The sequence below is a fragment of the Embleya sp. NPDC055664 genome, from assembly GCF_053618075.1.
Genome location: NZ_JBSHGZ010000040.1, coordinates 14,854 through 41,640, shown reverse-complemented (window position 1 = coordinate 41,640; position 26,787 = coordinate 14,854). Strand labels below are relative to the sequence as shown.

The following is a 26,787-nucleotide window of genomic DNA, read 5'->3' as shown; positions in this document are numbered from 1 at the left end:
CCCAAGAGAACGGAGTGGGTCATGTCCTGGAGGACTCCGGGCCGGCGCAGGTCCCTGCGGCTGTTCCGGGAGGGGGCGGGCGCCACGCCGGCACATGTGGCGTTCCCGTCGGCGGCGCTGCCCCACCCGGACGGGTGGTTCTGCGTCGGGTACGGCCACGAGGTCGCCGCGGGTGAGGTGATCACCAGGCGGTCCACGGGCGAGGACGTCGTCCTGGCCCGCGGGGCGAGCGGCCGACTCCGCGCGCTGCGCCCGCACTGTCCGCACCTCGGGGCGCACCTGGGCGTGCTGGGCACCGTCTCCGGCGACGACATCGTCTGCGGGTTCCACCGGTTCGTGTTCAGCCTGGACGGGCCCTGCCGGCGCACCGCCTACGGCGGGCCGGCGCCCAGGGCGACGCTCGACACGCTGCCCGTGCGCGAGACCGGCGGCCTGATCCTCGTCTGGCGGGCCCGCGACGGCTCGCCCCCGACGTGGGAGCCGCCGGCCATCTCGACCTCGGGCTGGCAAACCCCTCGCGGGACGATGTACGAGGTCGCCGGACACCCGCAGCAGATCACGGAGAACGTCGTCGACTTCGGGCACCTGGAGCACCTGCACGGAGCAACACTCGCCGCCGCCCCCGATGTGTCCTTCGACGGCCGGGAGTGCGGCGGGCGATTCCGGGTCGTGCAAAGGCTCCCGCGTATCGGGCAGATCTCGGCGCAGTACACCTTCCGGGTGTACGGCCTCGGCCTGACCGTCATCGAATGCGCCCTGTCGGACCACGTCGCGACCAGGTTCTTCGCCCTCCCCAATCCCGTCGAACCCTGGCGGGTCCAGTTCCGGTTCGCGGCCACGGCGAAGGTCGCACCGAGCGGGCGACTGCCGAGGATGTGGTCGAAACCGGCAAGCACCGTGGCCGCGCGCCTGGTTCGAGACGTCTTCCATCTCGTCCACGCCCACGGCGGTGCCATGGACCTGCCGGTGTGGCACTACCAGAAATATCGCGAGACCCCACGCCTGGCACCCGGCGACGGGCCCATCGGCCGCTATCGCAAGTGGGCCGAACAGTTCTACTCCACCCCACCCGCGAACACCACGGGAGATTGCCATGCCGTTTGCGACGTGCATCAGCGTCAAGGACACAGCGGCCAGCATTGAGTTCTACGAGACGCTCGGGTTCGACGTGGACTCGGCCGTCTCGCGCCCCGGCGACGACATCCACATGCTGCTCTACCAGGGTGATTTCTGCGGGCTGTTGTACAGCAACGCCGACCTGAAGAACTGGCTGCCCGAACTCGCGGACACCCCGATCGGCCTGGCCGGCATGCTGTACATGGGTGTCGAGGACTTCGACGGATTCCACGACCGCGTCGCCCGGCACACCACGGTGATCAAGGGCCCGCTCAGCGACGATGTCGGGCAACGCGTGTTCTACTTCCGCGACATCGACGGCTACGTCATCGGCATCCACGACAACGCGGCCCTGCGCGCGAGCGAGTTGGGGAAGTACACGACGGCGCAGCGCCCGGTCGGGGAACCGCGAGGATGACGGCCGGGCACGCGGCCTCGGGTCAGAGGAGGCAGGCCATCAGGCTGCGCGCCTCGACGTTGACGTAGTAGCCGAGGCGCATGAGTCGGTTGAGCAACCCCAGGGTCATCCAACGGTAGTTCGCCGGTGCCTTGATCACCTGGTCGTCCGGGACCCGGATCACCAGGTGCCTGGTGTCGGCGTGCCTGAAGCGTCCGCCGTCCTCGGACTGTACGGCGTCCACGACCACCCACGACCGGTCGCAGTGCATCACCGAGGCCAGCGGCGGCAGATCCCGCGAACCGCGGTAGTTGCCCGGGGTCAGCTGCACCGTCGCGGCGAGTTCGACCCGGTCGGTGGCGCCCGGTTGGGCCATCGCCTGGACGAGGAACATCAGGGTGCCCCGATGGCGCCGGCAGACGAAGCAGACGACGTTGCCCGGGTTGGGCCGCAACATCGGCTGTGTCCAGGTGCCCACTTCCCGGCTGGTGGCGCCGACCGACAGTCCGACGATGCGGAAGTAGCGTCCCTCGTGGTGCCGGATGCCCTGTTCGTCGCAGATCCATCCGGCCATCCGGGGCAGGTCGATGCGCTTGACGTCGAGGCTGAAGGTGGCCTTTTGGTCGATGAGCCAGGTCATCGCCGAGGCGAGCGCTTCGTCCGAGGCCCCGCTGCGGTGTGATCGCACGACCTCCCCCTGGAATCCGATGGGTTCGTGCTCGATGACCGCCGGCGGTTCCGGGGTCGCGTAGGAGATGGAGGACAACACGGTCCGGGCATTCATGTTCACCCGGTTGCCCTGGGCGAGCAGGGCGCGGAGCTGGCCCAGGGTGAGCCAGGTGAAGTCGGCGACGACCGGCACCTCTTCGTGTTCGGGCACCTCGACGATCATGTTGCGGTTTCGTTTGTAGAGGTACCACGAGGAGTGTTCGGAAAGGAGTTGGTCGAAGACGACGGTGCGCGCGCCGGGGTCGAGGAAGTAGTCGAGGTAGGGGGTCGACCGACCCCCGTGCACCCGCTGGTAGTTGCTGGGTGTGGCCTGCACGGTGGCGCAGTACTGGACCAGCGCGCTGTTTCCCGGCTCCATTTTCGCCTGCATCAGGAAGTGGTGGACGCCGTTGATGCGCTTGACCACAATGCCCAGAACGCCGATCTCCGGCTGCACGATGATCGGCTGGTACCACTGCGGTGTCGGGCCGAAGTTCGTCCGGACGGAAAGCCCCTCGATGGCGAAGAAGCGGCCCGAGGAATGGCTGATCCGGTCGCCGAGATGCCAGTTCGTGAGCGAGCCGAGCGGGACCTCGTCCGTGCGGAACGTGGCCGCGGCCTCGCGCTCCTTGAGAAACGCCTCCGGGTCCGGGGTCAGCGATGACTCGAGGGTTTGCGCCGAGGAGAGGAAGTCCTCGGCGCCGCGGATCAGCATCGACATCCCACTCGCCCTTCGCGCGGCGTGCCCACCCGGATCGTGCTCACGACAACTCCTGACCGGCGTCGGCCCGTAGCCGGCGCGCCATCTTCTCGATGCCGGTGTCCGGGTCCAGCGGCACGAAATCGACGAGCGATCGCAGCAGGGAGGTGTCCACCACCAGGCTGCCGAGGTCGGCGGCGCAGCTCGGTCCCTGCGCGATCGTGATGTCCTTCTTCAGCACGGTGGCGACCCGGTCGAGGACCTGCGCCACCGAATAGCCCACCCCGGAGCCGATGTTGACCGTCGCGGGCGGGCTCGTCGACAACGAGAGCAGATCGAGGGTCGCGCGCACGAAGTCGTCCACGTGCACGAAGTCCCGCCGCTGTGCACCGCTTCCGTGCAGCCAAAACGGCTCACCCGACAGCGCGCAGCGGAACGCCGCCGACACCACGCCCTGCCCGCGTGCGGCGGGCAGGAGTCGGCCGTAGACGTTGGAGCAGCGCAGGACGATACCGGCCAGTGCGTGCACCCTTCGGTAGAACGCCAGGTAGTGCTCACCCGTCAGTCGCGACATGCCGTACGGGGAGGTGGGCTCCGCGGGATGGGTCTCGGCGCGCAGTCCCGGCTCGGGTCCCGGCGCGTAGACGCCGCCGGCGGAGGAAAGGAACACGATCCGGGTGTCGGGGTTGTGGGTGCGCACCGCCTCGCAGACGTTGATCAGCAGCGACAGCGTGTCCACGGCGTCGGCGGCCGGCGCGTGCGCCGACGGCACCGGGAATCGGCCGCCGGCGGCGATCACGACAACGTCGGTGTCCGGGCCCAGCACGGACGGTAGTTCGCGGGCTCCGTCGCCGGGGACGAGGCGCAGCCTTCCGGTGGATGTGGCCTGCTCGCGCAGCGCGTACGGATCGGAGCGGCCGATGACGGTCACGTCCCAGCCGCGGCGTTCGGCGCCGATGGCGAGGGCGGTGCCCAGAAATCCGGCTCCGACGACGGCGGCTCTCGTCATGGATGTCCTCCGCATCTCGGGACAACTCCCCTGGGCGGTGGGCCCGTACGGTCCGTGGGCGGGGCAACCCGCAACAACGGTTGGGCCATCACCACTCTGCCGACCGCAACTCGGCTTACCGGCACCATCCTTGCCGGCCTTCAGGGGTGCCGGGACCCGGACCGCGGCTGCATAACCCATACGGAGTAGTCGCGGCGTGGATTTGAACTCGTTCGGCCCAACGATGCGTGCAATCGCCGACGAACCCCGTGAGGCTGGACTCCGGTTCGGGGGACGGCTGCTCACAATACGGAGATCCGCATGCGCGTCGTGTTCGCGACTCTGCCCGTGAAAGCCCATCTGAATACGGTGATTCCGCTCGCGTGGGCCCTGCAGAGCGCCGGCCACGAGGTGGTGCTGACCGGCGACTGGGGCCCGGAGCGGGACTCGACGCGGTACATCGAGGCGGCCGGCCTGAACGCCGTGCCCCTGGGCGGCGAAGGCGACGTGTCCCCGGTCCGCCCGGGCGAGCACAACCAGTCCGATTTCCTGGCCATGGACCCGGACGAGCGGGACGAGGGTCGGTGGAACGGCTTCCGTGCGGCCGTGCGCTTCATGTACCGGCAGGTGTACGCGCCGGATTCCGAAGTGGGCGGACGGAGCGGCCTGCTGCGGCACCTGGTCGCGTTCACCGACTCCTGGCGGCCGGATCTCCTGCTCTGGGACGCGCTCGTGTTCCCCGCTCCGGTGGCCGCGCGGCTCTGCGGCGCCGCGCATGCCCGGATCGTCTGGGGCATGGACACGATCGGCATGCTCCGGGACCGGATCCGCACGGACCTGGACGAGCGACGCGCCGCCTCGGCGCAGGACCTCGAGGATCCGTGCGCCGAGTGGTTGCGGCCGCTGCTCGATCCGTACGGCCTGGACTTCACCGAGGATTCCCTGCTGGGCCAGTGGTCCGTCGATCTGTGCCGCCCCCACCCGTACCGCGCCCGCGGCACGACCGTGCCGATGCGCCGGATCCCCTTCGGCGGAGCGGCCGAACTCTCCCCGTGGCTGCGGGAGAAGCCGTCGCGGCCCAGGGTGGTGCTCACGCTCGGGATGACCAGGGAGGAGATCCACCGGCGCACACTGGCCTTTCCGCTGCGGGACTTCCTCGACGCGGCGGCGGAACTGGACGCGGATCTGCTGACCACGATGACGGCCGACCGGATGTCCGCCCTCGGCCGGCTTCCGGAGAATGTGCGGCCCATCGGCTATGTGCCGTTCGGCCTGCTCCTGCCGAGTTGTTCGGCGATCGTGCACAACGGCGGCCGGGGGACCTTCTCCGCGGCCGCCGGTTTCCGGGTGCCGCAGGTGATCGTTCCACAGCCGATGTGGGACGAGATGGTCACCGCGCGCCAGGTGGCCGGCTACGGGGCGGGGCTCGCGCTGGACCCGGTGGAGCCGGCGGGGGCGACCGTGTGCAAGGCGCTGGTTCGGGTGCTCGACGATCCGGGCTTCCGAGCCGGTGCCCATCGGCTGTACGTCGACACGATGTCCGACCCCGCCCCGACGGACTGCGTTTCCCGACTGGAGCATCTGACCGCACTCCATCGCACCTGAGGAATCGGCCTTTTCATGCCTTTCACGAGCGACGACGAGCACCGCCCGTACTACCTCGTCTGCCCGGCGGGAATTCCCAACTACGGCGACGAACTCATCGCGAGCACCTGGCTGCGGCATCTGGCCCGGGTGGCCCCCGATGTCGACGTGGTCGTGGACTGCCTCTATCCCGAGGTGGCCGTCGGGCACCTGGGCGGCGTGCATCCGCGAGCGCGTTTCACGAGCGTGCTGTGGCGGTTGTGCCTGCGCCACTGGCCCGGCAACGACCCGGCGGTGACCTGCGCGGGTGTGGCGGGTGCGGTGCGCCATCCGGCCGCCGTGCCCGAACTGGCCGACGAGATCGCGGTGTTACGCGGCGCGCTTGTGGTGCACCTGGTCGGCGGCGGCTTCCTCAACGGCATCTGGCCGGTGTTCGTGGGGCTGTTGGCGGGCATCACCGTCGCCGCCGAGACGGGCGGCGCGCGGACGGCGATGACCGGGCAGGGGTTGTGGCCGCCGGTCGACGCCGCCGGGCCGACCCGGTCGCTGATCGCACGGTTCGACGTGGTCGACGTACGGGACGCGGCCTCCGCGGATTTCGCCGGGCTCGCCGCGTCCGTCGACCACTGCGACGACATGTTCCTCGGATTCGGCCCGCACCTGCTGCGTGCGGACGAGGAGGTGCCGGAGGTCATGGTGAGCGTGCAGTCGCTGCCGGCCGAGAACGAGGGCGCGGCCGAGGCGACGGTCCGTTTCGTGGCCGAGGTGCTGCGCGCGTGGCGGGTGACGGACGTGGGCCTGCTGGAGTGCTCTCCCGACAAGGATCGGGATGTACTGGCCGTCGCCGAGACGCTGCTGCCCGGTGCCCGCCGATACTCGCTCGGCGACGTCCTGGCCCGCGGCCTGCCCGCGCGCGCCGGCCAGTGCTGGATCAGTACCCGCTTCCATCCGCACCTGGTGGCCGGCGCGGCCGGCGCACACGGCGTGGCCCTGGTGGTGCGGGACGACTATTACGACATCAAGCATCGTTCGCTGATCGACTCCGGCTCCGGCTGGCGGCTGCTCCGACCGTCGGAGATCCCCGAACGCCCCACCATCGGCGGGTACAGTGCCGAGCGGTTGTCCGAGCTGCGCACCGCCAAACTGGCCGTGGCCGAGCGCATCTACGGGCGTGGTTCCGGGTGAGGGCCACGGAACTGCTGCTGATCGGCCTGTCGAGGTTCGCCCGGCGTCGGGTGCTGCCCGCCGCCGCGTCGATGCCCGAGATCACCACGGTCGATATCGCCGGCCGGCACGCCACGCCGGACGACGTGGCCGGGATCGCGAAGCTGGGCCGGCTCCACGGCGACTGGCGCGGCGCGTTGGCCACGCGCGCACCGGGCCTGGCGTATGTGTCACTGGTCAACAGCGAACACGCCGTCGCGGTCCGGGAGGCGCTGGGGCTGGGGTGGCATGTGGTGGTCGACAAGCCGGCCCTGTCCGACGCGCGGGTGGCGGCCGAGATGGTGGAACTGGCGAGGTCGTCGTCCCTCGTGCTCGCCGAGGCGACGTGTTATTCGTTCCACCCGATGTTCTCCGTCGTCCGGGAGTCGGCCGCCGATGCCACCAAGGTGGTGGCCGTCTTCACCCCGCCGGTGCCGGCGGGGGACTTCCGCCATGATCGGGGGCGCGGCGGCGGTGCGCTCCTCGACACCGGGCCCTATCTCGCGTCGTTGGGCCGGGTGTTGTGGGATCTGGAGCCGGAGGAGGTCAGCGTGATGGTGGCCGACCGCACGGCGGACGGCCTCGACCTCTCGTACAGCGCACTGGCCCGGTATGCCGAAGGAAGGACCGTCGTAGGCCACTTCGGCTTCACCAACACCTACCGCAATGCGCTGCAACTGCTGGGCAGACACGAACTCGTCGACATCGAGCGTCCGTTCTCCATGCCACCGGAGAACGAGGCGAGGGTGACGATCCGCAAGGACAACGAGGAACGTATTCACCGGATCGCCCCCGCCGACAGCATGAGGCTCTTCCTGGACCGGGTGATCGATGCCGCGTACACCGGCTCCCGGGAATTCGACGAGCCACTGCTCGGCGATGCTCGGACGCTCGACCGCCTGATCCGATCCGCGAACGGCAACTGAGTCGCGGCAGCTCCGTGCCGCGCCCACGTCGGGTTTCGCCCGGTTCCGGCACCGAACCGGAAGAGGCCCTGCGACTTGTCCCCGTCGGGAACCGTCCCTCGGGCGCCGACGTCACATCACCATGGCCGAGTCGAATGCACGACCACCCGCCACCATCCGGACGATCCTCATCATCGCCGCCGGACTGTTCGCCGTCGCCTGCATCGGAGTCGCCCTGTGGCTCATGTACGCGGATGACGGCGAGGAAAAGAACGCGACGGGAAAGCCGATCCGCTCCGTGTCCGACACACCGGTCGGCGCACCGGGCACCGCCCCCGTCACCTCGCCCGCCGCCACCCCTGCCGTGTCCCCCACCGAGACGGCGGTCCCGCCGAGCACGACGCCACCGCGTGCCACGCCCACGAGCACCCGAACCCCCGCCGTCCCCGCCGACGGACGCGTCGACACGCGCACCATCTCCTTCGCCGAGGCACGCGGCCTGCCCAAAGCGTTCGCCATCGCCGAATCGGCGGCACAGGACGCGGACATCCTGGCGGGCGTATTCGCCGGCAGCCCGAACAAGCGCCCGGCGGAACCCACCCCCGCAACGGACTTCGCCCGCAACGTCGTGGTCACCGTGACCGTCGACGCGGGCTGCCTCGACCCCGAGGGCGCCCGGCTGTTCGCGACCGGGAACCGGCTCCGGCTCGACGTACGCCTCCCCGATCGCAGCCCGCCGCCGGAATGCCTCGCCCCGTACATCCGGCTGGCCCGCTTCGAGGTGCCGCGCGCGTCGCTGCCGCAGCGTCCGGTCCTGGACGGCAAGTCGCCGGCGACACCGAACGCGGACTCCCGTCCCTGACCCTGATATCGCGCCCGGGCGCGGCGACGGCCGACGTGCCGCTCGTCGTGCCGTGCCCGGGTTACGAACGTGTCAGACCGCAGTTCCCGGCCACCCACTCGAGAACCGACTGGTAGGCCACGGCGAAGCCGCCGATGTCGTCCATCGTGCCGTGCTCGACCCGCTGGTGGAATTGGCGGTCGACGTTGTCGACGCTGCTCTTGATCGCCGCGGGTGCCTCGTTGTTCATGCGGTCCCACACCACGATCGTCTGCGCGTCGGGCAGGCCATTGTGGAGCTTGTCGTCGGTCGCCATGGTCTTGACCGCGTCGGCGCAGAACGCCGCGTTGCCGCCCGAGCCGCCTCCTGCCGACGTCGAGGCGGAGGGCGGTCGCGCCGTCGGCACACCCGTACCCTCGCCGGAGCCGCCGGTGGTCGTGCCGCCCGAGGTGCCCGCGGACGTCGCGATGGGGACGGTGGCGCGCGGTTGCGGCGGTGTCGCCGTGGCGCCCGCGGTCTTGTGGTCCGAGGAGGACCCGCCGCACCCGGCGAGCGTCGCGACCATCAGCACACCGCTCGCCACCACGATCACCCTGGACATCCCACCGGTCGACACCGGCCCACCCCCTGTTCCGGTTCACGAACTCCCGCGCTGTCGGCGGGAATACGAAGTGCGGAGATCACGCTAGCCGCGCGTGTTCCGCGCACACGCGCGCTTGGCGAAACCGTGGGAAAACCCGGGGCTTGCCTGCTCCCGGGCGCCGGGTCGCGGGTCGCGGGTCGCTCTCAGCGGGCCGGGTCGATCGCCCGTCGCAGGTCGCCGACGTACGTTTCGGGCTGTTCCCAGGCTGCGAAGTGGCCGCCGGCCGGGTGCGCCACGTATTCGCGGATGTTCAGGAACACCTCGGCGTAGCTGCGGGGTTCCGGTTTGAGGTCGTGCGCGAACACGGACAACACGGTCGGTGTGTCGATGCGGCCGGGCAGGGTGACCGGTTCGGCATAGGTAGCGAAAGAGGTGCCTATCGTGCCGGTGGCCCAGTAGGCGGTGACCCAGGTGAGCAATTCGTCCGGGGTGAACGCCCCCTCGTCGGACCAGGATTCCAGTTTTTCGACGATCCACGCGGCGAGGCCGGCGGGCGAGTCGCCGAGGGCTGCGGCGAGCGTGTTCGGCCGCGTCGACTGCTCGGCGATGTACCCGCCTTCGGCCCGGAACCACTGCGCCGTCCGGCGGAGGTAGTCGGCCGCGTCGGGCGCGAGCGTTGCCGGGTCGGCGGTGAGCGCGTGCTGTGGGGCGGTGTTCGTGAGGTGCAACGCGGCCACCCGGTCCGGGTGTTCGGCCGCGAGGAGTTCCGCGATGGTGCCGCCCACATCGCCGCCGGACACCGTGTAGCGGAAGTGGCCGAGTGCGTCCAGCGCGTCCGCGACGATGCCGGCGATCGTATTGGCCGACATGCCCGGCGTGGTGAGCGGTGGTGCGAACGGGAAGCCGGGCAGCGCGGGAACCACCACGTGCAGGTCCGCGAGCAGCGGCAGGACCCGCTCGAACCGCAACACCGAGTCCGGCCACCCGTGCAGCAGTACGACCACGGGAGCGCCGGGATTCGCGGACCGCTGATGGATGACCCGCAGGTCGGCGTCGCCCGCCCGCACCGTCACCCACGGGAGTTCGGCGATGCGGCGCTCGTGCACGTCCCAGTCGTATGCGTTCGCCCAGTGTTCGAGCAGGCCGTCGAGGCGGGTACCGCCGAAACCGCGCGTGGCGTCGTCGTGCCAGGGGGTCGCCACGCGTCGCGTGCGCCGGAGTCGTTCTCGCAGTTCGTCCATCATGTGTACGAGCATACACACGATGTATATACTCATACACATGATGTCTCGTGATGCGACCGCGACCAGGCAGCGGATCCTGGAACACGCTCAACGCCAGTTCGCCCGGCACGGGTACACGGCGGTCACCGTCAAGGGTGTGGCCGACGCCGCCGGCGTGTCGCCCAACCTCATCACGCGCTACTTCGGGGGCAAGGACGGCCTGTTCCTGGCGGCGACCCGGGTCGAATTGCCCGTCGAGCACTCGGTCGAGGGCGACCTCGCCACGCTCGGTTCGCGCCTCGCCGCGAGCATCGTGCAACGGTGGTTCGGTACATCCGGGGAGGATCCGCTGCTCGTCCTGCACCGCGCGTCCGGCGAACGCCCGGAGGCGGCGGAGGCGTTGGCCGCGTTCCTGGACAGGAACTCCCTGGAACCCCTGCACCGCTACCTGCGCGACACCGGTCTGCCCGACGCGGAGGCCCACGGCCGGGCTGCGGCCATCGATGCCTTCGTCCTGGGCGTCTCCGCCCGCCGCCGCGTCCTGCGCTCCGAGCCGGGCGACCCGGCCGCCCTTCAGGCCTGGCTGGCCACCACCATCCAACGCCTCGCCGACGGGTGAGATCTTGTTGATATCTCAAGTCGCGGTTATTGTGATCTCAATTGCTCATCACGGCCGCCGGATGGAGCGGCTCGACGGGAGATTGTCGTGACCACCGCACTGATCATCGGTGACCTCCAACAGGGCATCACCGGCAGTTATCCCTTCGCCAGACAAGTCCTGCCCCCGCTCACCGGGTTGCTGCCGCGGGCCCGTTCCGCCGGTGCTCTCGTGGTGTTCGTGCACTTCGCGTTCCGCGGCAACGGGGCCGATCTCCTTCCGGACAACGCGCTGTACCGGACGTTCTACGAGGCCGGGGACACCTTCCACGAGGGCACCGCCGGCACCGAGATCGCCCTGCCGATCGCCGACGAGGACGTCGTCGTGCTCAAGCGCCGCACGAGCGCGTTCGCCGGCACGGACCTCGACCTCGTCCTGCGGGCGCGCGGCGTCGACACGATCGCGATCGCCGGCGTGGCCACCGGCGCCATGGTCGCCGCCACCGCCTACGACGGGGCCGATCGCGGATACCGGGTGGCCGTGCTGCGCGACGGCTGCGCCGACGGTGATCCGGCCGTCCACGACTTCTTCATGGACACCGTCTTCCCCAGCCGCGGCTTCACGGTGACACCCTGCGCCAACTGGCATCCGGAACCGGCCTGAGCATTCGGCATTCGGCCACGCAGGCTGTGTCGTCGAGTCCTGGCTAGACCGGCGGCAGTGGCGACGTGGGCATCTCGATGGGGGCCTTGTTGACGGAGGCGCTTCGGGCCAGGACCTGGAGCACGTCGCGGTGTACGCGCTCGCATCGGCTGCGCATCGCCTCGTGGGTGCCGGCCACGTCCCGCGCGCGCAGCCCTTCGAAGACGGCCGCCAGTTCTCCGGGCGGGCTCGCGGCGTCGGGGGCGATCAGCGCGGCCATCCGCAGGACCCGTTCCAGTTCGTCGAGTACGTCGACGATCGCCTTGGCCAGCCGGGTGTTGCCGCCGGAGTTGGCGATGATGGCCTCGAATTCGATCGAGGCCCGCAGTGCCTCCTCCTGTCCCAACTCGCCCGCCGCGAGCGCGAAATGCACCCGGGACAACACTTCGAGCCGCTCCAGTGCGGGCCCGTCGACACCTCGGCGTGCCGCCGCGGACGCGGCTTCGCCGGACAGCAGCGTGCGCAATCCGCAGAGGTCGTCGGTGTCCTGAAGCGTGATGGGCCTGACGACATAACCCGCGCGCGGCAGGGCCGCCACGAGCCCGTCGCGCCGCAATCGGGCCAGCGCCTCGCGCACCGGCGTCTTGCTGATGTCCCACTGCCGCGCGAGCGAGGTCTCGGTGAAGCTGCTACCGGGCGACAGCGTCAGATCGATGAGTTGGCGTCTGATCGCCCGGTAGGCCTGGTTCGTGCGATCGAGGCCGGCATCCTCCGCGCCGACCAACAGCAATGCGGGGATATGCGGCATTCCCGTGATCACCGAATCGTCTTCACGAGCATCTTTACGCACCTCGCCAGCATACCACCGGACCGAATTGATACAGCAATTTGTTCCGCTGCGTGATCTCCCGCATATGGATAAAGGAATCCCGTCCGTATTCCGACAGGGTAATGGGCCGGCGGATTCGTCAGGTATCCATCGCGGCTCGTTCGGCCGCGCTGCGCAGCACACAGAATTCGTTGCCCTCGGGATCGACGAGGATCACCCAGCCCGAGCCGTCCGGATTCCGGTGGTCGGCGAACAAGCCGGCCCCCAGGCCGAGCAGTCGCTCCACCTCTTCGTCGCGCGAGGTCTCGGGGCGCAGACACAGATGCACCCGGTTCTTGACCGTCTTGGCCTCGGGTACCTGGTTGAAGTACAACACCGGCCCTTCCGCGAGTTGCACCTCGGTTTCCCGCGCGCCCGGTTTGTCCTCCGGATGCAGCGGACGGCCGGTCACCCCGCTCCAGAACCGGGCCAACTCGTAGGCATCCGCACAGTCGATCGCCACATTCTGCAATACCGAGACCATGGGCGTGATTCTTCCCGATCCTCGCGCCGAACACCCGGGTAGGCAGTAGTCGATCAGTGGTGTTTCGGCTCACCCTCGGAGGATCGTGTGTCGGACGGAACGCAGCTCTACCGCAGCACCGGGGTCGCGCTGCTGCGGGCGGCGGTGACGCCGCTGGGCGAGATCCCCACGCGGTGGCCCGACCTGGACGAAGTACCCGACTGCGTGGCGTGGTTGCGGCGGACGTGGTCGCGGCCCGGGCTCGCCGCCGGCATCACCGCGGCCGGCCCGACTCTCGCGCGCCGGGTCGAGGCGCTGATCGCCGGCACCGACGACGGTGACCCCAAGCGGGTGCGCCGGGCGACCGCCGCCGTGGTCCGCTATGTGCTGCGCAGCGCCGGACGTCCCACGCCCTTCGGCCTGTTCGCCGGTGTCGCACCGTTGACCGTGGGCTCGCACACGTGGGTCGACTGGGGGAGCGAGCATCGGCCGATGGCCCGGGTCGACACCGAATGGCTCTGCGACATCGTCGACCGGCTGGAGGCGTGCCCGGAGCTGTTGGCCCGCGTGGACGTGGTCTTCAGCCGGCCGGTCATCGAGCGGGGCGACCGGTTGGAACTGGCGAACGGCCCGTTCCGGGTGAGCGTGCGCCGTACGCGGGCCGTGCTCGCGGCGCGGGAGGCGGCGGCTTCACCGGTGCGCTTCGGCGCGCTCGTCGATGCCGTGGCCGAGGTGTTCCCCCGGGTCGACCGCGCCCGGATCGAGGCCCTGTCGGCCGATCTCCTGCGGCGCGGCTTCCTGATCAGCGTGTTGCGCGCGCCGATGACCGTCACCGATCCGCTCGCGCGACTCGTGGACGAACTCCGGCGGGTGCACGCGGACGCGGTGCCCGCGGTCGCCCCGCTGGTGGCCGGGTTGCGGCTGGTGGCCGAGCGGGTGCGCCGACACAACGAGGCGTCGCTCGCCGACCGTGCCGCGCTGCGGGCCGATCTGGGTGTGCGGATGCGGACGTTGTCCGATGCGGGCCGTACCGCGCTCGGCGTGGATACGCGGCTCGACTGCCGGGTCGCCGTTCCCCATGCGGTGGCGTGGGAGATGGAGCGGGCCGCGAGCGCGTTGTTGCGTACGACGCGTCGGCCGGCGGGCGAGTCCGCGTGGCGGGCCTACCATGCCGCGTTCGTCGACCGGTACGGCGTCGGGGCGGCGGTGCCCCTGGACGACGTCGTCGACCCGGACACCGGGCTCGGTTATCCCGCCGGCTACCCCACCGCCGCCACGGAGGTCGCGCCGGCCGAGACGGCGACGCCGCGCGACGACCGTCTGCTCGCGATGGCGTGGGAGGCCATGGCGGACGGGGTCGGCGTCGGCGAGGTCGTGTTGACCGACGCGGACATTCGTACCCTGGCCGACGGCACGGGCTTCGACGAGTGGCGCATACCTCCGCACCTCGAACTGTCCGCGCGCGTACACGCGCACAGCGTCCGGGCGTTGGATCGTGGAGAGTTCACCCTCGTGGTCGCGCCGGCGGGCATGGCCGGGACGATCACCTCGCGGTTCACCCCGACGGCGAGCGGTTCGGGCCTGGAAGACGTGTACCGCACGCTGCCGCCCGCGACCGAGGGCGCGTTGCGGGTGCAGTTGGCCACCCCACCGGTGTACGCCCATGCGCAGAACGTCGGCCGTGTCCCCGGCTATCTGCCCCACGTGCTCTCCCTGGGCGAACACCGTGGCCTCGACGACCCGCACATCGCGGTGGATGTGCGGGACTTCGCCGTGCTGGCCACCTCGACCGGCCTGCACCTGGTCGACCGCTCACGGCATGTCGTGGTGGAGCCACAGGTGTTCCATGCCCTCGCCCTGCACCGACAGGTGTCCCCGCTCGCCCGATTCGTCGCCCGGCTGCCGCGTGCGTTGGGGGCCCAGTGGTACGAGTTCGACTGGGGGCCGCGGGCGCAACTTCTGCCCTGGCTACCGAGGGTGCGGTACGGACGCTCGGTGCTCTCCCCCGGGCGATGGCGGCTGACCGGGGACGACCTGCCGGCCGCGAGCGCCGACGGGAACTCGTGGCGACTCGCCCTGAAGGTCTGGCGCACCCGCTGGAAGTGCCCGGACACCGTCGAGTTGCGCGACGCCACCGACCGCACCCTGCGCCTGTCCCTGGACGAGCCCGCGCACGCCGAACTGTTGCGCGGCCACCTGGCAAAGCGCGGGCACGCGATCGTGCACGAGGCCGCGTCGGCCGCCGAGTTCGGGTGGATCGGCGGTCATGTCCACGAGATCGCCCTCCCCTTGGTCGCCCGCCGACCGCCCGCGCCCTCGCCGTTGATCGGCCTGCCGGGGCTCGCGACCGACCCGGTGTGTGGCGCGGCGCCCGGATCGGCGAGCGAGGAGTGGGTGTACGCGAAGATCCACGCGCACCCCGAGCGCTTCGACGAGATCATCGCCCACCGCCTGCCCGAACTCGCGGCCACCCTGGACCGGGACCGCGCCCGGTGGTTCGTACGCCACCGCGGCACCCACGAGCGGGACCATCTCCGGCTGTACATCCACACCCCGGACCCGCACGACCGGGCCGCGGTGATGGCGGCAATCGAGCAATGGACGCGGGACTTGCGCGCCGGGCGGGCCGCGTCGCATCTCGTGCTGGACACCTACCGGCCCGAAGTCGGCCGCTACGGCGCCGGAGCGGCCATGGCGGCGGCCGAGCGGGTCTTCGCCGCCGACTCGCGCACGGTGGCCACGTGGCTCGCGCACGCGCCCACGATCGACCTCGCGCCCGTCGCGTGGGCCGCGTTGTCGATGGTGGGCATCGCCTGCGCCTTCCACGGCGACCCCGGCGAGGGCATGCGGCGCCTGGCCGCGCAAGCGATCGGCGCGGCGCCGCAGGTGGAGCGGGCGATCGCGAACACCGTCCCGGCCCGGATCACCGCCGACGGCGTCGATCTTGCGTGCCTGCCACCGGAGTTGACCGCAGCCTGGGCGGCCCGCGCACACGCCCTGGCCGCCTACCGCGAGCTGCTGCCCATCGATACCGACACCGACGCCATCCTGGACGCGCTCCTGTGCCTGCACCACAACCGCGCCTTGGGCATCGATCCGACCGGGGAACGAACCTGCCGACGCCTCGCCCGCCAGGCCGCCTTGGCCTTCCGGGCTCGCCCGGCCGGCCCCTGAGCCGACCGACGAAGTCCCCTGCCCGCCGCGCCCGGACGTGGTCCGGACGCGCGACGGCCCGGGTCGGTGGATCCGACCCGGGCCGCCTCGTTCGTGCCACGTCACCCGACTACTTGGGGACGTTCCAGAGTTGCCCCTTGCCCGTGTTGGCGGAATGGAGTTGCACCACCGTGCTGTTCGCGGTGCTTCCGCCCTTCACGTCCAGGACCTTGCCGCTCGCCACGTGCACGATGCGGCCCTTGGCGTCGAGCCGCCACTTCTGCGCGGCACTGCCGTTGCAGTCGTACAGCGAGATCTTGGTGCCGTCGGCGAACGCGTTGCGCGCGTCGTCCAGGCACTTGCCCATCGAGCGCAGCGTGCCGTCCGGGTACAGGATCCAGGACTGGCCCGGGCCGGTGTTGCAGGTGTAGATCTGGATCTGGGTGCTGTTGGCCGGCTTGCCGCCCTTGACGTCCAGGCACTTCCCGGCGATTCCGGTGATCCTGCCCTGCGGGGGCACCGGAGCACCGGCCGCGGCGGCCAGCGTGCGGAGCCCCTGGACGTCGAACTGCTGCACGTACTGGCCGGCTCGGGAGTCCGGGTAGGCGTTCAGGAGCGTGCACATGACCGGGTTCTCACCCGAGTCGGTGCCCTTGGCGCACTTCCCGGGCGCGTCGTCGGCGTGCGCCAGACCCAGGGTGTGGCCCAGTTCGTGGCTGACGTGGTTCCGCATGCCGACCTCGCCGAAGCGCGCGGTGGGCTTGCCGTCGGCGGTGAAGAAGGACGTGTTGATGTACGCGTGCCCGCTGGTGACCGTGTCCGGAGTGCTGCGCGAGTGGAACCCGCAACTCCACCCCGGCGTCCCGGATCCGTCCATGACGACCTTCCACGGACTGCCGTCGGTGGTCGCCACACACGGGTTCAGGAACGCGCCGATCACGATCTCGCCCTTGGGACGGACGTAGTCGTGACCGACCGGCTTGGTGTCGACCGTGATCGGCAGCGCCGTCTCGTGCTGGATCTCGGCGGCGGAGCGTTTGACATACGGCGCCAGCCAGTCGACCGACTTCTGATCGTAGAACTTGATCGTGTAGCCGGTCGACAGCAGCTTCGCCGCGCCGGCCGACTTCCACCCGAGCCCGGACGGCGCGGCCGCGGCGGCGGCGACGGCCGTACGCTGCCGAGCGGGAGCGAGCGGCGGAATCGTCATCCGGCCATTGACGAACGTGGTGCCGTCGACATCCGACCAGCCGGAGTCGGGCGCCTCGACCCCGTCCAGCGCCTGCTGAACCGGCACCGGATCCGGTTGGGCATCGCCGTCCTGGTCGCCGAACGCCGCGCCCGAAAGTTGCAATCCACCGACGATCGCAGCGGTCGCCGCGAATGCGGCGACCAACGATATTCGGCGCTTCCCCGTGACTTTCAAATCCCGTAACCCTTCGTTCAAGGCCGTGAACGCACCTTTCGGCACCGGCCGAAAAACACCGTACAGGTCACCGGTCGAAACAATTTTCGCCCCCGCTCCCCCCGCGCAACCCGACCCCTCTTCGCGCAATCGGGACAGGGTTCGGAGCGCGAGGACGGGTCGGGTGGAGAAGTCCGCGTACATGTCCTCGCCTTCCGAGCCATGGACGAACTCGGCGGCAAAAAAGGGTTTCCGGTTCATCCGGGGCCCGACAGCGCCCGCGCCGGAGTTGCTCGGGGTGGCCGGCTACCGGGTGCGGATGGCTGCGTGGGCGGCTTCGATCAGGGTTTGGGGGGCGATGTCGAGGGTGCGCAGCGCGCGGGCGGCCGTGCCGTGTTCGAGTTCGGCCACCGCGATCAGGACGTGGGCCGTGCGCAGGTTTTTGGGGCGGTCGGCCTTGGCCAGGACCGTCGCGCGTTGGAATACCTCGTTCGCGGTGCCGGAGGCTCGGTACGGTCCGCTTGGGGCGGGGGCGGGCGTGGAGGCGGGGATCGTGTCGGTGTCGATGCCCACCGAGCGCAGCGCGGCGGCGTGGGATTCGGCCAGGGCGCGGCGGACGTCCTCGACGGTGGCGCCGGATGCGGCCAGCGCGGTACGGGCGGAGTCGTCGGGGAGCGTGAGGGCGGCCAGGAGCAGGTGCTCGGGGCCGGGTGTTTCCTCGCCCAGCGCGCGAGCCTGCTCCTCGGCGCCGGTGAGGAGACGCTTCATCATGCCCATGTCGTGTATCGCGGTGCGGATGCCCACGGTGGATCTCCTTGCCGGGTCGGTGGATCACCGGTCCTGGGGTGGTGGCGTTCGCCGGGAGGGTGACAGTCGTTTGTGGGCGGCCTGGGCGCTCATGCCCAGGGCCTGGCCGATGTGGTTCCAGGTCCAGCCCTGGGCGAGGGCGTGGTCCACCGCCGCCCGCTCCAGCGCCGCGGCGAGGCCGCGCAGTGCGACCACGGCCGCGAACGCGTCCTCGGGTTGCTCGGGCGAGGGAACGTCCTTGGCGTCGATCACACATCAACTTTAGTTGATGGATCGTCGGGCCGTCAACAAAAGTTGATGGGGTTCGGAGGTCAGAGCACGAACGGATACGCCGGCGCCGACCCGTCCCCCGCATCCCCGTACGGTGCCGGCCGGCCGAGGGCCGGTCCGAGTGTCGTGGTGCCCGGGGTCGCCCGGTTGCGCAGGCCCGTGCGGTAGGCATCCATCGCGGCTTCGGTGCGGCCCATGCGGCGCAGCAGGTCGCCCAGGAGCATGCACAGGTCGGCCAAGTCCCCCGCCGCGCCGCTGCGTTCGAGGAAGCCGAGCGCGCCGACGTAGTGCTCCTCGGCGCGTTCCGGCTCGCCCCGCTCCTCGGCCATCAACCCGAGCAGTCGATGGGCGCCCGCGGCGTGCACCGCACCGCGAGTGTCGTCGAGATCGAGCACGCCCGACAACAGCTCCCGCGCCTCCTCGTGCCTGCCGAGGCGGCGCAGTACGTCGGCCAGTTCCACCTCGACCTGGGCGGTGAACAGTCGGGCGTGCCGGGCCACCAGCATCTCGCGCGCGGTGCGCAGTTCGGCCTCGGCGGCGTCGAGCGCGTCGTGCTGGGCGTGGACGTAGCCGCGCATCCAGTGGCAGTGGGCGAGTTCGGTCCGCAGCTGCAGTTGCCGGTACAGCTCCTGCGCCTTGGCCAGCGAGGCGTCCGCGTCGGCGATGCGGCCCTCCGCGAGCAGCGTGCGGGCGACGCTGCGGTGCATCCCGGCCACCAGGGCGGGATCGGAGACCCGGGGCGCCAGCGCGAGGGCGACCTCGGCGGCGTGCGCGGCGCGGACGTACGCCCCCATGTCCATGTAGGGCGCGATGGATGCGGCGTGCAGCAGGACGAGCGCGTCGGGGTCGTGCAGGTCATCGGCGGCGAGTTCGGCCAAGGCGGTCTCCAACACGTAGCACGCGTAGCGGAGTTCTCCGGCCAGGAAGTGGGCCACGGCCCGGCCACGGATCGCGCGGGCCCGGCGCGGCGCGGGTTCGCCGGCGAGTTGCCGCTCGGCCGCCTCGAAGTGGGCGCGCGCCCGCGCCGGTTCCCCGGTCACCAGCGCGCACTCACCGAGTCCGATCCGGGCGGTGGCCTGCTCGGCCGGCAGCGCCAGCCGCTCGGCCTGGGCGAGCAGTTCCCCGTAGCGCAGGGCGGCCTGCTCGGGGGTGCCGGTGGCGAGCAGGCGCTGCGCGTCGGTGAGCGCGAGGCGCAGTTCCGTGGCGAGATGGGCGGGGTGACCCGTGGTCAGCTCCTCGTACGTGGTGCCGAGTTGCCCCGCGAGGAAGCGCAGGGCGGCCTCCGAAGGACGAGCCTTGCCCGATTCCAGGGTGGAGACGTGGGCCGCGGTGTACCTCGGCTCGGCGAGCTGACGTTGTGTCAACCCCAGTTGGTTGCGCATGCGTTGGATGCGTCTTCCGATCGCGGCCGGCTCGTCCATCGAGTACCCCCTGCGGTTGTTCCTCGCCCCGAGGCATTGTGCGGCAACGCCCCGACGTTTAGCTTAAGTTCGGACTTGGATTCACTGAAGTCCGGATCTATCTCCCCTCGCGTGCCAAGGAGAATCCCTTGCGCAGATCGAGTACATCCCTTCGCACATCCATGCCGGCGGCCGCCGCGGCCGTCGCTTTCGTGTGCGCCGTCGTCACCGCCCCGGGTGCGGCCGCCGGTGCCGCCGCGGGCACACCGACCGCCGACCGGGTCCAAGTCGAGATCCCCGGCCCCGAAACCGCGGGACCCACCGCGCTCGCGCAACCACACACCGAGGCGGGCTCCGGGTACACCTGGGTCTCCCGGCGGGGCAGGGACGGATCGCCACCGGGCGCCCTCTCCTCCGAAACCGCGCCGGGCGACGGCACGGTCACCAAGGTCGTCGACAACGGCCCCACCGCGAACCGCCTCGACATCGTCTTCGTCGGCGACGGCTACACCGCGGGCGAACTCGCGCAATTCCACACGGACGTCAGGGAGCGCTGGGCGGAGATCGTGGCCGTCGAGCCGTACACCACGTACGCCAACCTCTTCAACGTCTGGGCGGTGGACGCGGTCTCCCGCCAGTCCGGAGTGTCCGGCGATCCGTCCCGGGACGTGGTCCGGGACACGGCACTCGGATCCTACTTCTGGTGCGAGAACACCGAACGGCTGCTGTGCGTCGACGAGGCCAAGGTCGACGCGTACGTCGACAACGCCCCCGCCGTCGACCTGGTGATGGTGCTCGCCAACAGCGCCAAGTACGGCGGCGCCGGCTACAACACGCCCAGTCCGACGCTCGGTTACGAGGGCATCGCCACCTCCTCCGCGCACAACGCCCAGTCGGGCCAGGTCGCCATCCACGAGACGGGGCACTCGCTCGGCAAGCTCGCCGACGAGTACTTCTATCCCGGCGTCCCCGGCTACGAGCACTACACCGGGCCCGAACCGGGCGAGTCCAACATCACCGAACTGTCCGCCGCGCGAATGCGGAGCACCCACGCCAAGTGGTACCGCTGGCTGGGCCAGGCCTCACCGGACGGCGGCACGGTCGGCGCGTACACGGGCGGCGGCTACTACGTGACCGGCCTGAACCGGCCGACGGACGGCTCGCTGATGCGCTTCACCGGCAAGCCCTTCAATCTGCCCGGTGTCGAGGCGATGATCGCCGGTTTCCACCGACACGCGTCCGCGGCATACGCCCTCACCCCGACGGCGCGGACGTTGCGAGCCGGGGACAGCGCGCGCATCGCCCTGGCCCGGCCCACCGGCCCGGCCGCGCGGCCGCTTCGGGTGCGGTGGTACCTCGACGACAAGCCGCTGAAGCCACCGGCGCGGGAGGATACGATGCAGGTCTCGGAACTGCGCCTCGACCCGCGTCGCCCGGGGCCGCACCGGTTGACCGTGGTGGTCGTCGACCCGACCGACTCGGTCCGTGACCCCGCCATCGCCGAGACCCTGCGCACGAGTCTGACCTGGACCATCCGGGCCTGACCATCCCGGCCCGACCATCGGGCTCCGACCCGGACCGTCCGAATCCGGCCCGGATCATCCGGACCGACCGCACGAACCACCGGCAGCACGGCGACCCCGGCGCGCCCCTCGCGCCGGGGTCGCGCCGTCTCGTCCGGCCCCTCGGGAGCCGATCGCCCCATCGTGACCGCTCCGCCACGACTGTGGGAGCCGGGTTGTATCCGCTTTCGCGTACTCCGCCTCGGATAATGTTTGCCGTACCGAGGTCGGAACCTGTCGGACGATCCTCGTGCCCGTCCGGGAGGGAAACCGCGATGCCGACCACTCGCCACGAGGAACTGCGGGCTGCGATCGTGCAGGCCCGCGAGGCGCTCACCGCGCACCCGGACGCCGCGACCTCCCCGGCCCTGGCGGCCCTGATCGCCGCCGCGGAACCGTTCGCCAACTTCACCCAGGCGGTACCGCCGCCGACGACGCGGCAGTTCAAGGCACGCCTACAGCGGGAACCGTGACCGTCGACGCGGGATCCCGGCTCAGGCCGCGTGGCGGTTGTGGTGCCTTCGGGTGTCTCTTCTGCGCTGCGCGCGGCGTTCGTCCTCGCTGAGGCCGCCCCACACACCGCTCTCCTGTTTGGTCGCCATCGCCCAGGAGAGGCAACGATCGATTACGGGGCACCGTCGACAGACGGATTTCGCCTGGTCGATCTGCTCTCTGGCCGGGCCGGAGTTGCCGACCGGGAAGAACAGTTCGGGGTCTTCGTGCGTACAGGCAGCGGCGGATCGCCAGTCCATGTCTTCCTTTCCGGCCGCGCCCAGGGGGCGCGGCCCCGCGGTTCGGGTTCTCGGCCCTGCTGCCCGGGATACCTCCACCCAACCGGCCGAGTCGGCGAAACCCGGAGCAAGTTCGCCGATCCTCACGCCCGCACCTCGTCGACGGTCGGCAGGGCGAGCCGCAACGTGTCCTCCGCCGCGCCCGGATCTGCCAGCAGGGCCGGGAGGAGCAGCCGCCACAGGTCGGCGAGGTCGTTCTCGATGTCGGCCCGGCCGGAGAGCGCGTCGGAGACCGTATGCAGGCCGAAGAACGCATGGATGATCGATTTCGCCGCCCCGGCGGTCTCGATCCGCTCCGCGAGTTCGCCCTCCTCCCGCGCCCGCTCCAGCAGGGCTCGCACGGCGGCGATCCAGCCCACGAACGGCGCGGGCAGCGTCGCGTCGATCCCGTACCGCTCGCTCCACAACCGCGCACCACCGCGCACGAGCGGATCGTCCCGAAACGCCCGGGCCACGTCGAAGCTCAACCGCACCAGGCCCACCACCGCCGGCACGCCGGTCCCGGTGTGTCGTTCGATCAACACCGGCCACGTGGCGAAGTGTGCCTCGACGACCGCGCGGGCCAGGGCGTCCTTGTTCGAGAAGTGGAAATAGATGGCCCCGCTGGTGAGTCCCGACGCGTTGCCGATGTCGCTGATGCTGGTACCCGCGAAACCTCGCTCGTGGAACAGACATGCCGCGGTCTCCAGAAGAGACCGGCGAGTCGCCCCTGCCCGTGCCTGCACGTGCCACCTACCTCCAACTCGAACGCCCGGGTGGGAATCGTCTGCCCTCGGGCCGCGCCGGCGGGCCGGATCGCCGGGCCACGCGCGCCGTCACCCGACGGGTGGAACGGAGACGACATGCACCTTCCCGGCACCTGGGTTCTGCTTGTATTCATGGTTGCTTTTGGCGGCGACACGGCGTCCTCGCGCTCGTCGGCGAGGCTCCTGAGCTGGTCGCGCACGGTGGAACGGGAATCGGTCCATCGAGTGTCGGTGGCCGAGGTGCTGCTCACCGACGTGGTCCGGGTCGCGGGCACGACCTTCCTGGCCGCCGCCCAGTGGCCCTGCTCGCATCCCACGTTTCGCCCCGCCGACGACGGTGGCCACAGTCGGCTGATGGTCCTGGAAACCCTCCGTCAGCTCGGAATCTTCATTCCGGCGCAGTTCTATGCGGTGCCTCCGGAGGCACACTTCCTGATCAAGGACCTTTTCTACGGTGTCGACGCCTCGGCGGAGCCACGTTCGACGAGTGGCGCAAGCGATATCACCTGTTTGGCGCAGGTGGACGACTTCCGCTCCACGCGCGACGGCCGCGGATTGTGGGGGGCACGGCTGCGAGTACGGCTGTCGGTCGGCGACACGACCTTCGCCCGCGCGGGGGGCAACGCACGTTTCCTGGACCCCGACACGTACGCGGCGCTGCGCCGGGGCGCTGCGGGGGCGCGCCCGGCGGCTTCGCGTGTACGGCCGACGCCGGAGGCGGTGGACGCGACGCTGCCCCGGGACGTGTTGGTCGCCGAATCCGACGGCGGTGTCCTGGAGGTGGATCCGGCCGATCGGCTGCATCCGTTCTTCTTCGATCACCCCTGCGACCACGTGCCCGGGATGGTGCTCGTCGAGGCCGCCCGGCAGGCGATCGCGCTGGTGAGCGACGGCGAACTGCTTCGGCCGACGGCATTTCGCCTGCGTACCCCCCTGTTCACCGAGTTCGACCCGCCCGCGCGGATCGAGTGCACGCTGCACCACGGTCGACAGGCCTCGTTCCGCTTCCGGCAGGGCGGGGCGTACACGGCCCTGGGGGCGGCGCGCTACCGCTGACCCCGACGTCGACACGCAGACAATCCGCTGTTGTTTGAATACGGACCGTATTCGACCTAGCGTAATGATCGTTATGTTTCGGAGCAAATCCCGTCCGCCGACGCCTCGGGCGGGATGTCGCCCCGGATCCACATCTCTCGATCGGATGGCTCACCGATGGCAGGAAACTCCCTTCTCTCCTGGACTCCCGCGGCAATCGTCTTCGATTGCGACGGCACGCTGATGGACAGCGAGTGTCACTGGGAAGAGGCACGCGAACTCGTGCTGCGCGGATACGGCATGGACACCCCGGACGACTTCGGCGAACGCACGAAGGGCCTGCATTTCACCGAATGTGGACGGGTCATGACCGAGGTGATCGGGCTGTCCGCCGGCCAGGCCGACCAGGTGACGGCGCAACTTCTGGACCACTTCCGGAAGTTGGTCGCCGCCGCCCCCGTGACCATTCCGGGCGCGGGTGAACTGGTACGTCTGGCGGCCGACTTCGCGCCGTTGGCGGTGGCGAGCAATTGCCCGCGCGACGTCGTGGAGTCGGGGCTGGCGCAGGCCGGGTTGCTTCCGTACTTCACCGACATCGTGGTCCCGGACGCGACGTTGCGTCCCAAGCCCGACCCGGACGTCTATCTCGCGGCGGCGCGGGCCTGCGGCGCGCCGCCGTCCGTGTGCCTTGCGGTCGAGGACTCCTACTGCGGCATCCTGTCCGCCTCGCGCGCGGGCCTGCGAGTCCTGGGCGTGGGGGCCGCCCCGCGCGACGAGGAGCTGGCCCTCGTCGACATGTGGGTGCCCACGTTGGCCGACGCGGCCCTTGTCGCCTGGGCCGAGTCGCGTGAGCCGGTGGGCGCCTGCGTACGCATCTGAGCACGGCCCGATCGTCGCTCTCCGCGACCGCGCGCACGGTGGTCGCGGAGGGCCGGCGGTGGTTCATCCGTCGTGCGCAGAGGTGCCAGGTGGGTGAAAGCAGGCCGTGATGGCCTTGCCGTGCGGGGTGGGGTGGGTGTGCCATTCGTCGGCGATCGCGTCGACGATGGCCAGGCCCCGGCCCGAGGTGGCGAGACTCTCGGGGCCGCGCGGGGCCGGCAGTCCGGGGCCCGTGTCGGCGACGTAGACGTTCAGGCAGCGGCTGTCCCAGGCCAGGACCAGTCGGGCCGTGCTGTGCGCGTGGACGTGGGCGTTGGTGATCAATTCCGAAACCGTAAGGAGGATGTCGTCCACCGTCTCCGGGGCGTCCGCCGTCCATGGCAGGCAGGCCAGCCGCTCCCGGGCCCAGCGCCGACCCGCCTCCACACCGCCGCCGATCGGAAAGGAGTGTGCCCACCCGACCGCTCGCAGGTCCGCCATGTCATGCTCCTCTCGCCGGGTCGCCGTCGACCGGACGTCTGCCCCATGCGGCCGCACTCACGCCGCCTCGGGGATCACTGTCGCGCACGCCGGTGTTCGCGGCGTACACGCTCTCTCGTGGGACGCGCAAGGGCGTGGAAGAAGTGATCGAAGGCATGCCGGCGTTCTCCCGGCCGCCCGCGCGCCCACGATGCGTTCGTGCGCCCTGTGCCGGACACCCGCGGTGATGTTGTGCTTGCGGGGCGAGCAACTCCCGGTCGATCTCGCCGTGCGGCCCTTGCGCGGTGACGGGTGATGCGAGGTGGAAGATGCGAGGTGGACGATGACCAGTGGCGCGATTCCCACCCATCCGGGCGACGAGGTGCGGGTGGCTCTGACGGGTGGGATCCCCGAGATGCCGGCGGTCCTGGTGGTAAACGGACCGGGTATACCCGAAAAGGTGTCCGTGGCCTTCCGCAACGGGCGGGAACATTACGAATACACCGGTGGCGCGGTGGAGTTGGACGGCGCGCACCTACCGCTCTACCGCTGGAGCTATTCCACACGCATCGCCGAATAGCCGCCGGGCGCATGGCACGGCGGGCAAACGCCCAACGTCTCCCCGTCGCACGGCACTACGCTGTCGTCCCGTGCAAGGGACGCGGCTCGACACGGCTCGGATCCGGGCGGCTCGGCGGGTGATCGACCCGGTTTTTCTCGACACTCCGCTGTACCGCTGCGATGCGCTCGAACCCGGCCTCGGGTGTGCGGTGAGCATCAAGCTCGAAACGGCGAACCCGATCCGCAGCTTCGAGGGCCGAGGCGCCGAACCGGTCGCGAGCCACCTCGCCGACGCGGGCGCACGTGCGGCGGTATGCGCGAGCGCGGGCAACCTCGGCCAGGCCCTCGCATGGTCCGCGCGCCGCCGAGTTGGAATTGGTGGACGGCGACTTCGACGCGGCACGCGAGCGGGCGGCGGCCGTCGCGCGGCACCACGGCATCCGCCTGGTCGAGGACAGCCTGGACCTCGAAACCTGTGAGGGCGCGGCCACCATCGGCCTGGAACCGGCCGCCACCACACCGGCGTTCGACGCCGTTCTGATCGAATCGGGCCAACACTCGGGCCACACGCCACAGCGCAGCCGCGCCGGCCGAGATGGTCCCGACCACGAGCAAGGTGTCCCTCACCGGCCCCGAGACAACGACGACCAGTGTCGGCAGCCAGACCACACAAGCTCGAGGTCCGTCAACGGCACCCTTTTGACGAAGACCCGTGTCCCGTCGACCTCCAGTTCCGCGGCCCGACCGCCGATACCGGACCCCACCGGAGCAGCGGACGCCACGACTTCACCGAGTCGCCGATCGCTCAGCAGGGACAGGCGGGTGGCCACCACCCCATACGCGGCCAGACGCGCGGCATACCGCGTCTCGAAGTGGCGCATCGACGGCTCCTCGCTGCCC

27 protein-coding genes and 2 pseudogenes are annotated in these 26,787 nt (G+C 70.6%); 15 read left to right on the top strand and 14 right to left on the bottom strand.

Annotated features, from left to right (window positions below; genetic code table 11):
* The first annotated feature begins 21 nt into the window (after positions 1-21).
* A complete protein-coding gene (locus ACWGR4_RS40285) occupies positions 22-1,143 on the top strand; it encodes a Rieske 2Fe-2S domain-containing protein (protein WP_452129391.1) in 1,122 nt (373 codons plus the stop codon).
* A complete protein-coding gene (locus ACWGR4_RS40280) occupies positions 1,094-1,534 on the top strand; it encodes a VOC family protein (RefSeq protein WP_452129392.1) in 441 nt (146 codons plus the stop codon). Before ACWGR4_RS40285 ends, ACWGR4_RS40280 begins: the two co-directional genes overlap by 50 nt.
* Positions 1,535-1,556: 22 nt before the next feature.
* On the opposite strand, the gene ACWGR4_RS40275 is transcribed toward ACWGR4_RS40280, so the two are convergent.
* Entirely contained in the window at positions 1,557-2,942 is a 1,386-nt protein-coding gene (locus ACWGR4_RS40275) for an NDP-hexose 2,3-dehydratase family protein (protein ID WP_452129393.1), read from the bottom strand.
* Between the two features lie 40 nt (positions 2,943-2,982).
* A complete protein-coding gene (locus tag ACWGR4_RS40270) occupies positions 2,983-3,930 on the bottom strand; it encodes an NAD-dependent epimerase/dehydratase family protein (RefSeq protein ID WP_452129394.1) in 948 nt (315 codons plus the stop codon).
* Between the two features lie 300 nt (positions 3,931-4,230).
* Between ACWGR4_RS40270 and ACWGR4_RS40265 the strand changes: the two genes are divergently transcribed.
* The 4 genes from ACWGR4_RS40265 (at position 4,231) to ACWGR4_RS40250 (ending at position 8,463) form a co-directional block, all read left to right on the top strand.
* A complete protein-coding gene (locus ACWGR4_RS40265; RefSeq protein ID WP_380007730.1) occupies positions 4,231-5,514 on the top strand; it encodes a nucleotide disphospho-sugar-binding domain-containing protein in 1,284 nt (427 codons plus the stop codon).
* A gap of 15 nt (positions 5,515-5,529) precedes the next feature.
* Positions 5,530-6,678, top strand: a complete 1,149-nt coding sequence (locus ACWGR4_RS40260) for a polysaccharide pyruvyl transferase family protein (protein WP_452129395.1) — start codon at positions 5,530-5,532, stop codon at positions 6,676-6,678.
* Complete coding sequence (locus tag ACWGR4_RS40255) at positions 6,675-7,622, top strand: Gfo/Idh/MocA family protein (protein ID WP_452129396.1); 948 nt, start codon at positions 6,675-6,677, stop codon at positions 7,620-7,622. Before ACWGR4_RS40260 ends, ACWGR4_RS40255 begins: the two co-directional genes overlap by 4 nt.
* Before the next feature lie 121 nt (positions 7,623-7,743).
* Positions 7,744-8,463 carry a hypothetical protein gene (locus ACWGR4_RS40250; RefSeq protein WP_452129397.1) on the top strand — a complete coding sequence of 240 codons (720 nt, stop codon included), beginning with the start codon at positions 7,744-7,746 and terminating at the stop codon, positions 8,461-8,463.
* A gap of 61 nt (positions 8,464-8,524) precedes the next feature.
* On the opposite strand, the gene ACWGR4_RS40245 is transcribed toward ACWGR4_RS40250, so the two are convergent.
* Both ACWGR4_RS40245 and ACWGR4_RS40240 read right to left on the bottom strand, forming a co-directional pair.
* Positions 8,525-9,058 (bottom strand): hypothetical protein, encoded by a 534-nt coding sequence (locus tag ACWGR4_RS40245; RefSeq protein ID WP_452129398.1) that lies wholly within the window; start codon positions 9,056-9,058, stop codon positions 8,525-8,527.
* Positions 9,059-9,228: 170 nt separating this feature from the next.
* Positions 9,229-10,269 carry an epoxide hydrolase family protein gene (locus ACWGR4_RS40240; RefSeq protein WP_452129399.1) on the bottom strand — a complete coding sequence of 347 codons (1,041 nt, stop codon included), beginning with the start codon at positions 10,267-10,269 and terminating at the stop codon, positions 9,229-9,231.
* Positions 10,270-10,306: 37 nt separating this feature from the next.
* On the opposite strand from ACWGR4_RS40240, the gene ACWGR4_RS40235 reads away from it, so the two are divergent.
* Both ACWGR4_RS40235 and ACWGR4_RS40230 read left to right on the top strand, forming a co-directional pair.
* Positions 10,307-10,867 carry a TetR/AcrR family transcriptional regulator gene (locus ACWGR4_RS40235; RefSeq protein WP_452129400.1) on the top strand — a complete coding sequence of 187 codons (561 nt, stop codon included), beginning with the start codon at positions 10,307-10,309 and terminating at the stop codon, positions 10,865-10,867.
* Between the two features lie 87 nt (positions 10,868-10,954).
* Positions 10,955-11,509: a cysteine hydrolase family protein gene (locus tag ACWGR4_RS40230; protein ID WP_380007751.1), complete on the top strand. Its 555-nt coding sequence runs from the start codon at positions 10,955-10,957 to the stop codon at positions 11,507-11,509.
* A 43-nt stretch (positions 11,510-11,552) separates the two neighbouring features.
* Here the strand turns inward: ACWGR4_RS40230 and ACWGR4_RS40225 are convergent, their stop codons facing one another.
* Positions 11,553-12,296 carry a GntR family transcriptional regulator gene (locus tag ACWGR4_RS40225; RefSeq protein WP_452129401.1) on the bottom strand — a complete coding sequence of 248 codons (744 nt, stop codon included), beginning with the start codon at positions 12,294-12,296 and terminating at the stop codon, positions 11,553-11,555.
* A gap of 160 nt (positions 12,297-12,456) precedes the next feature.
* Positions 12,457-12,840: a VOC family protein gene (locus ACWGR4_RS40220; protein ID WP_380007757.1), complete on the bottom strand. Its 384-nt coding sequence runs from the start codon at positions 12,838-12,840 to the stop codon at positions 12,457-12,459.
* A gap of 87 nt (positions 12,841-12,927) precedes the next feature.
* On the opposite strand from ACWGR4_RS40220, the gene ACWGR4_RS40215 reads away from it, so the two are divergent.
* On the top strand, positions 12,928-15,993 hold the full coding sequence (locus tag ACWGR4_RS40215; protein ID WP_452129402.1) for a lantibiotic dehydratase: 3,066 nt from the start codon (positions 12,928-12,930) through the stop codon (positions 15,991-15,993).
* A gap of 109 nt (positions 15,994-16,102) precedes the next feature.
* On the opposite strand, the gene ACWGR4_RS40210 is transcribed toward ACWGR4_RS40215, so the two are convergent.
* The 4 genes from ACWGR4_RS40210 to ACWGR4_RS40195 form a co-directional block, all read right to left on the bottom strand.
* Positions 16,103-17,326, bottom strand: coding sequence for a ricin-type beta-trefoil lectin domain protein (locus ACWGR4_RS40210; protein ID WP_452129403.1), 1,224 nt, complete (start codon positions 17,324-17,326; stop codon positions 16,103-16,105).
* A 357-nt stretch (positions 17,327-17,683) separates the two neighbouring features.
* Positions 17,684-18,181 (bottom strand): Clp protease N-terminal domain-containing protein, encoded by a 498-nt coding sequence (locus tag ACWGR4_RS40205; protein ID WP_452129404.1) that lies wholly within the window; start codon positions 18,179-18,181, stop codon positions 17,684-17,686.
* A 27-nt stretch (positions 18,182-18,208) separates the two neighbouring features.
* Positions 18,209-18,436, bottom strand: coding sequence for a hypothetical protein (locus tag ACWGR4_RS40200; RefSeq protein ID WP_078982148.1), 228 nt, complete (start codon positions 18,434-18,436; stop codon positions 18,209-18,211).
* A gap of 59 nt (positions 18,437-18,495) precedes the next feature.
* Entirely contained in the window at positions 18,496-19,875 is a 1,380-nt protein-coding gene (locus ACWGR4_RS40195; protein ID WP_452129405.1) for a tetratricopeptide repeat protein, read from the bottom strand.
* A gap of 128 nt (positions 19,876-20,003) precedes the next feature.
* Between ACWGR4_RS40195 and ACWGR4_RS40190 the strand changes: the two genes are divergently transcribed.
* Both ACWGR4_RS40190 and ACWGR4_RS40185 read left to right on the top strand, forming a co-directional pair.
* Entirely contained in the window at positions 20,004-21,398 is a 1,395-nt protein-coding gene (locus ACWGR4_RS40190; protein WP_452129406.1) for a M64 family metallopeptidase, read from the top strand.
* A 293-nt stretch (positions 21,399-21,691) separates the two neighbouring features.
* Entirely contained in the window at positions 21,692-21,889 is a 198-nt protein-coding gene (locus tag ACWGR4_RS40185) for a hypothetical protein (protein ID WP_380007776.1), read from the top strand.
* A gap of 21 nt (positions 21,890-21,910) precedes the next feature.
* Here the strand turns inward: ACWGR4_RS40185 and ACWGR4_RS40180 are convergent, their stop codons facing one another.
* Together ACWGR4_RS40180 and ACWGR4_RS40175 are read right to left on the bottom strand one after the other, a co-directional pair.
* The gene (locus ACWGR4_RS40180) at positions 21,911-22,168 is read right to left on the bottom strand and encodes a WhiB family transcriptional regulator (RefSeq protein ID WP_380007778.1); all 258 of its coding nucleotides are present in this window, start codon (positions 22,166-22,168) and stop codon (positions 21,911-21,913) included.
* 122 nt (positions 22,169-22,290) lie between these two features.
* Entirely contained in the window at positions 22,291-22,932 is a 642-nt protein-coding gene (locus ACWGR4_RS40175) for a ScbR family autoregulator-binding transcription factor (protein ID WP_452129407.1), read from the bottom strand.
* A 153-nt stretch (positions 22,933-23,085) separates the two neighbouring features.
* Here ACWGR4_RS40175 and ACWGR4_RS40170 point away from each other — a divergent pair, with 153 nt between their 5' ends.
* Together ACWGR4_RS40170 and ACWGR4_RS40165 are read left to right on the top strand one after the other, a co-directional pair.
* Positions 23,086-24,009, top strand: coding sequence for a ScbA/BarX family gamma-butyrolactone biosynthesis protein (locus tag ACWGR4_RS40170; RefSeq protein ID WP_452129408.1), 924 nt, complete (start codon positions 23,086-23,088; stop codon positions 24,007-24,009).
* 156 nt (positions 24,010-24,165) lie between these two features.
* Positions 24,166-24,867 (top strand): HAD family hydrolase, encoded by a 702-nt coding sequence (locus ACWGR4_RS40165; protein ID WP_452129409.1) that lies wholly within the window; start codon positions 24,166-24,168, stop codon positions 24,865-24,867.
* A gap of 63 nt (positions 24,868-24,930) precedes the next feature.
* On the opposite strand, the gene ACWGR4_RS40160 is transcribed toward ACWGR4_RS40165, so the two are convergent.
* Positions 24,931-25,347 carry an ATP-binding protein gene (locus ACWGR4_RS40160; protein ID WP_380007790.1) on the bottom strand — a complete coding sequence of 139 codons (417 nt, stop codon included), beginning with the start codon at positions 25,345-25,347 and terminating at the stop codon, positions 24,931-24,933.
* 322 nt (positions 25,348-25,669) lie between these two features.
* Between ACWGR4_RS40160 and ACWGR4_RS40155 the strand changes: the two genes are divergently transcribed.
* Both ACWGR4_RS40155 and ACWGR4_RS40150 read left to right on the top strand, forming a co-directional pair.
* The gene (locus ACWGR4_RS40155) at positions 25,670-25,906 is read left to right on the top strand and encodes a DUF5988 family protein (RefSeq protein WP_380007793.1); all 237 of its coding nucleotides are present in this window, start codon (positions 25,670-25,672) and stop codon (positions 25,904-25,906) included.
* A 70-nt stretch (positions 25,907-25,976) separates the two neighbouring features.
* A pseudogene (locus ACWGR4_RS40150) lies at positions 25,977-26,439 on the top strand (pyridoxal-phosphate dependent enzyme); the annotation flags it as partial.
* A gap of 119 nt (positions 26,440-26,558) precedes the next feature.
* On the opposite strand, the pseudogene ACWGR4_RS40145 reads toward ACWGR4_RS40150, so the two are convergent.
* A pseudogene (locus tag ACWGR4_RS40145) lies at positions 26,559-26,768 on the bottom strand (protein kinase family protein); the annotation flags it as partial.
* Positions 26,769-26,787: the final 19 nt, after the last annotated feature.

Excerpts from the sequence above, each read along its gene's own strand:
- ACWGR4_RS40285 (WP_452129391.1), top strand. The coding sequence starts at position 22 with ATGTCCTGGAGGACTCCGGGCCGGCGCAGGTCCCTGCGGCTGTTCCGG.
- ACWGR4_RS40280 (WP_452129392.1), top strand. The coding sequence starts at position 1,094 with ATGCCGTTTGCGACGTGCATCAGCGTCAAGGACACAGCGGCCAGCATT.
- ACWGR4_RS40275 (WP_452129393.1), bottom strand. The coding sequence starts at position 2,942 with ATGTCGATGCTGATCCGCGGCGCCGAGGACTTCCTCTCCTCGGCGCAA.
- ACWGR4_RS40270 (WP_452129394.1), bottom strand. The coding sequence starts at position 3,930 with ATGACGAGAGCCGCCGTCGTCGGAGCCGGATTTCTGGGCACCGCCCTC.
- ACWGR4_RS40265 (WP_380007730.1), top strand. The coding sequence starts at position 4,231 with ATGCGCGTCGTGTTCGCGACTCTGCCCGTGAAAGCCCATCTGAATACG.
- ACWGR4_RS40260 (WP_452129395.1), top strand. The coding sequence starts at position 5,530 with ATGCCTTTCACGAGCGACGACGAGCACCGCCCGTACTACCTCGTCTGC.
- ACWGR4_RS40250 (WP_452129397.1), top strand. The coding sequence starts at position 7,744 with ATGGCCGAGTCGAATGCACGACCACCCGCCACCATCCGGACGATCCTC.
- ACWGR4_RS40240 (WP_452129399.1), bottom strand. The coding sequence starts at position 10,269 with ATGATGGACGAACTGCGAGAACGACTCCGGCGCACGCGACGCGTGGCG.
- ACWGR4_RS40235 (WP_452129400.1), top strand. The coding sequence starts at position 10,307 with ATGATGTCTCGTGATGCGACCGCGACCAGGCAGCGGATCCTGGAACAC.
- ACWGR4_RS40225 (WP_452129401.1), bottom strand. The coding sequence starts at position 12,296 with ATGCCGCATATCCCCGCATTGCTGTTGGTCGGCGCGGAGGATGCCGGC.
- ACWGR4_RS40220 (WP_380007757.1), bottom strand. The coding sequence starts at position 12,840 with ATGGTCTCGGTATTGCAGAATGTGGCGATCGACTGTGCGGATGCCTAC.
- ACWGR4_RS40195 (WP_452129405.1), bottom strand. The coding sequence starts at position 19,875 with ATGGACGAGCCGGCCGCGATCGGAAGACGCATCCAACGCATGCGCAAC.
- ACWGR4_RS40185 (WP_380007776.1), top strand. The coding sequence starts at position 21,692 with ATGCCGACCACTCGCCACGAGGAACTGCGGGCTGCGATCGTGCAGGCC.
- ACWGR4_RS40180 (WP_380007778.1), bottom strand. The coding sequence starts at position 22,168 with ATGGACTGGCGATCCGCCGCTGCCTGTACGCACGAAGACCCCGAACTG.
- ACWGR4_RS40170 (WP_452129408.1), top strand. The coding sequence starts at position 23,086 with ATGGTTGCTTTTGGCGGCGACACGGCGTCCTCGCGCTCGTCGGCGAGG.
- ACWGR4_RS40165 (WP_452129409.1), top strand. The coding sequence starts at position 24,166 with ATGGCAGGAAACTCCCTTCTCTCCTGGACTCCCGCGGCAATCGTCTTC.
- ACWGR4_RS40160 (WP_380007790.1), bottom strand. The coding sequence starts at position 25,347 with ATGGCGGACCTGCGAGCGGTCGGGTGGGCACACTCCTTTCCGATCGGC.
- ACWGR4_RS40155 (WP_380007793.1), top strand. The coding sequence starts at position 25,670 with ATGACCAGTGGCGCGATTCCCACCCATCCGGGCGACGAGGTGCGGGTG.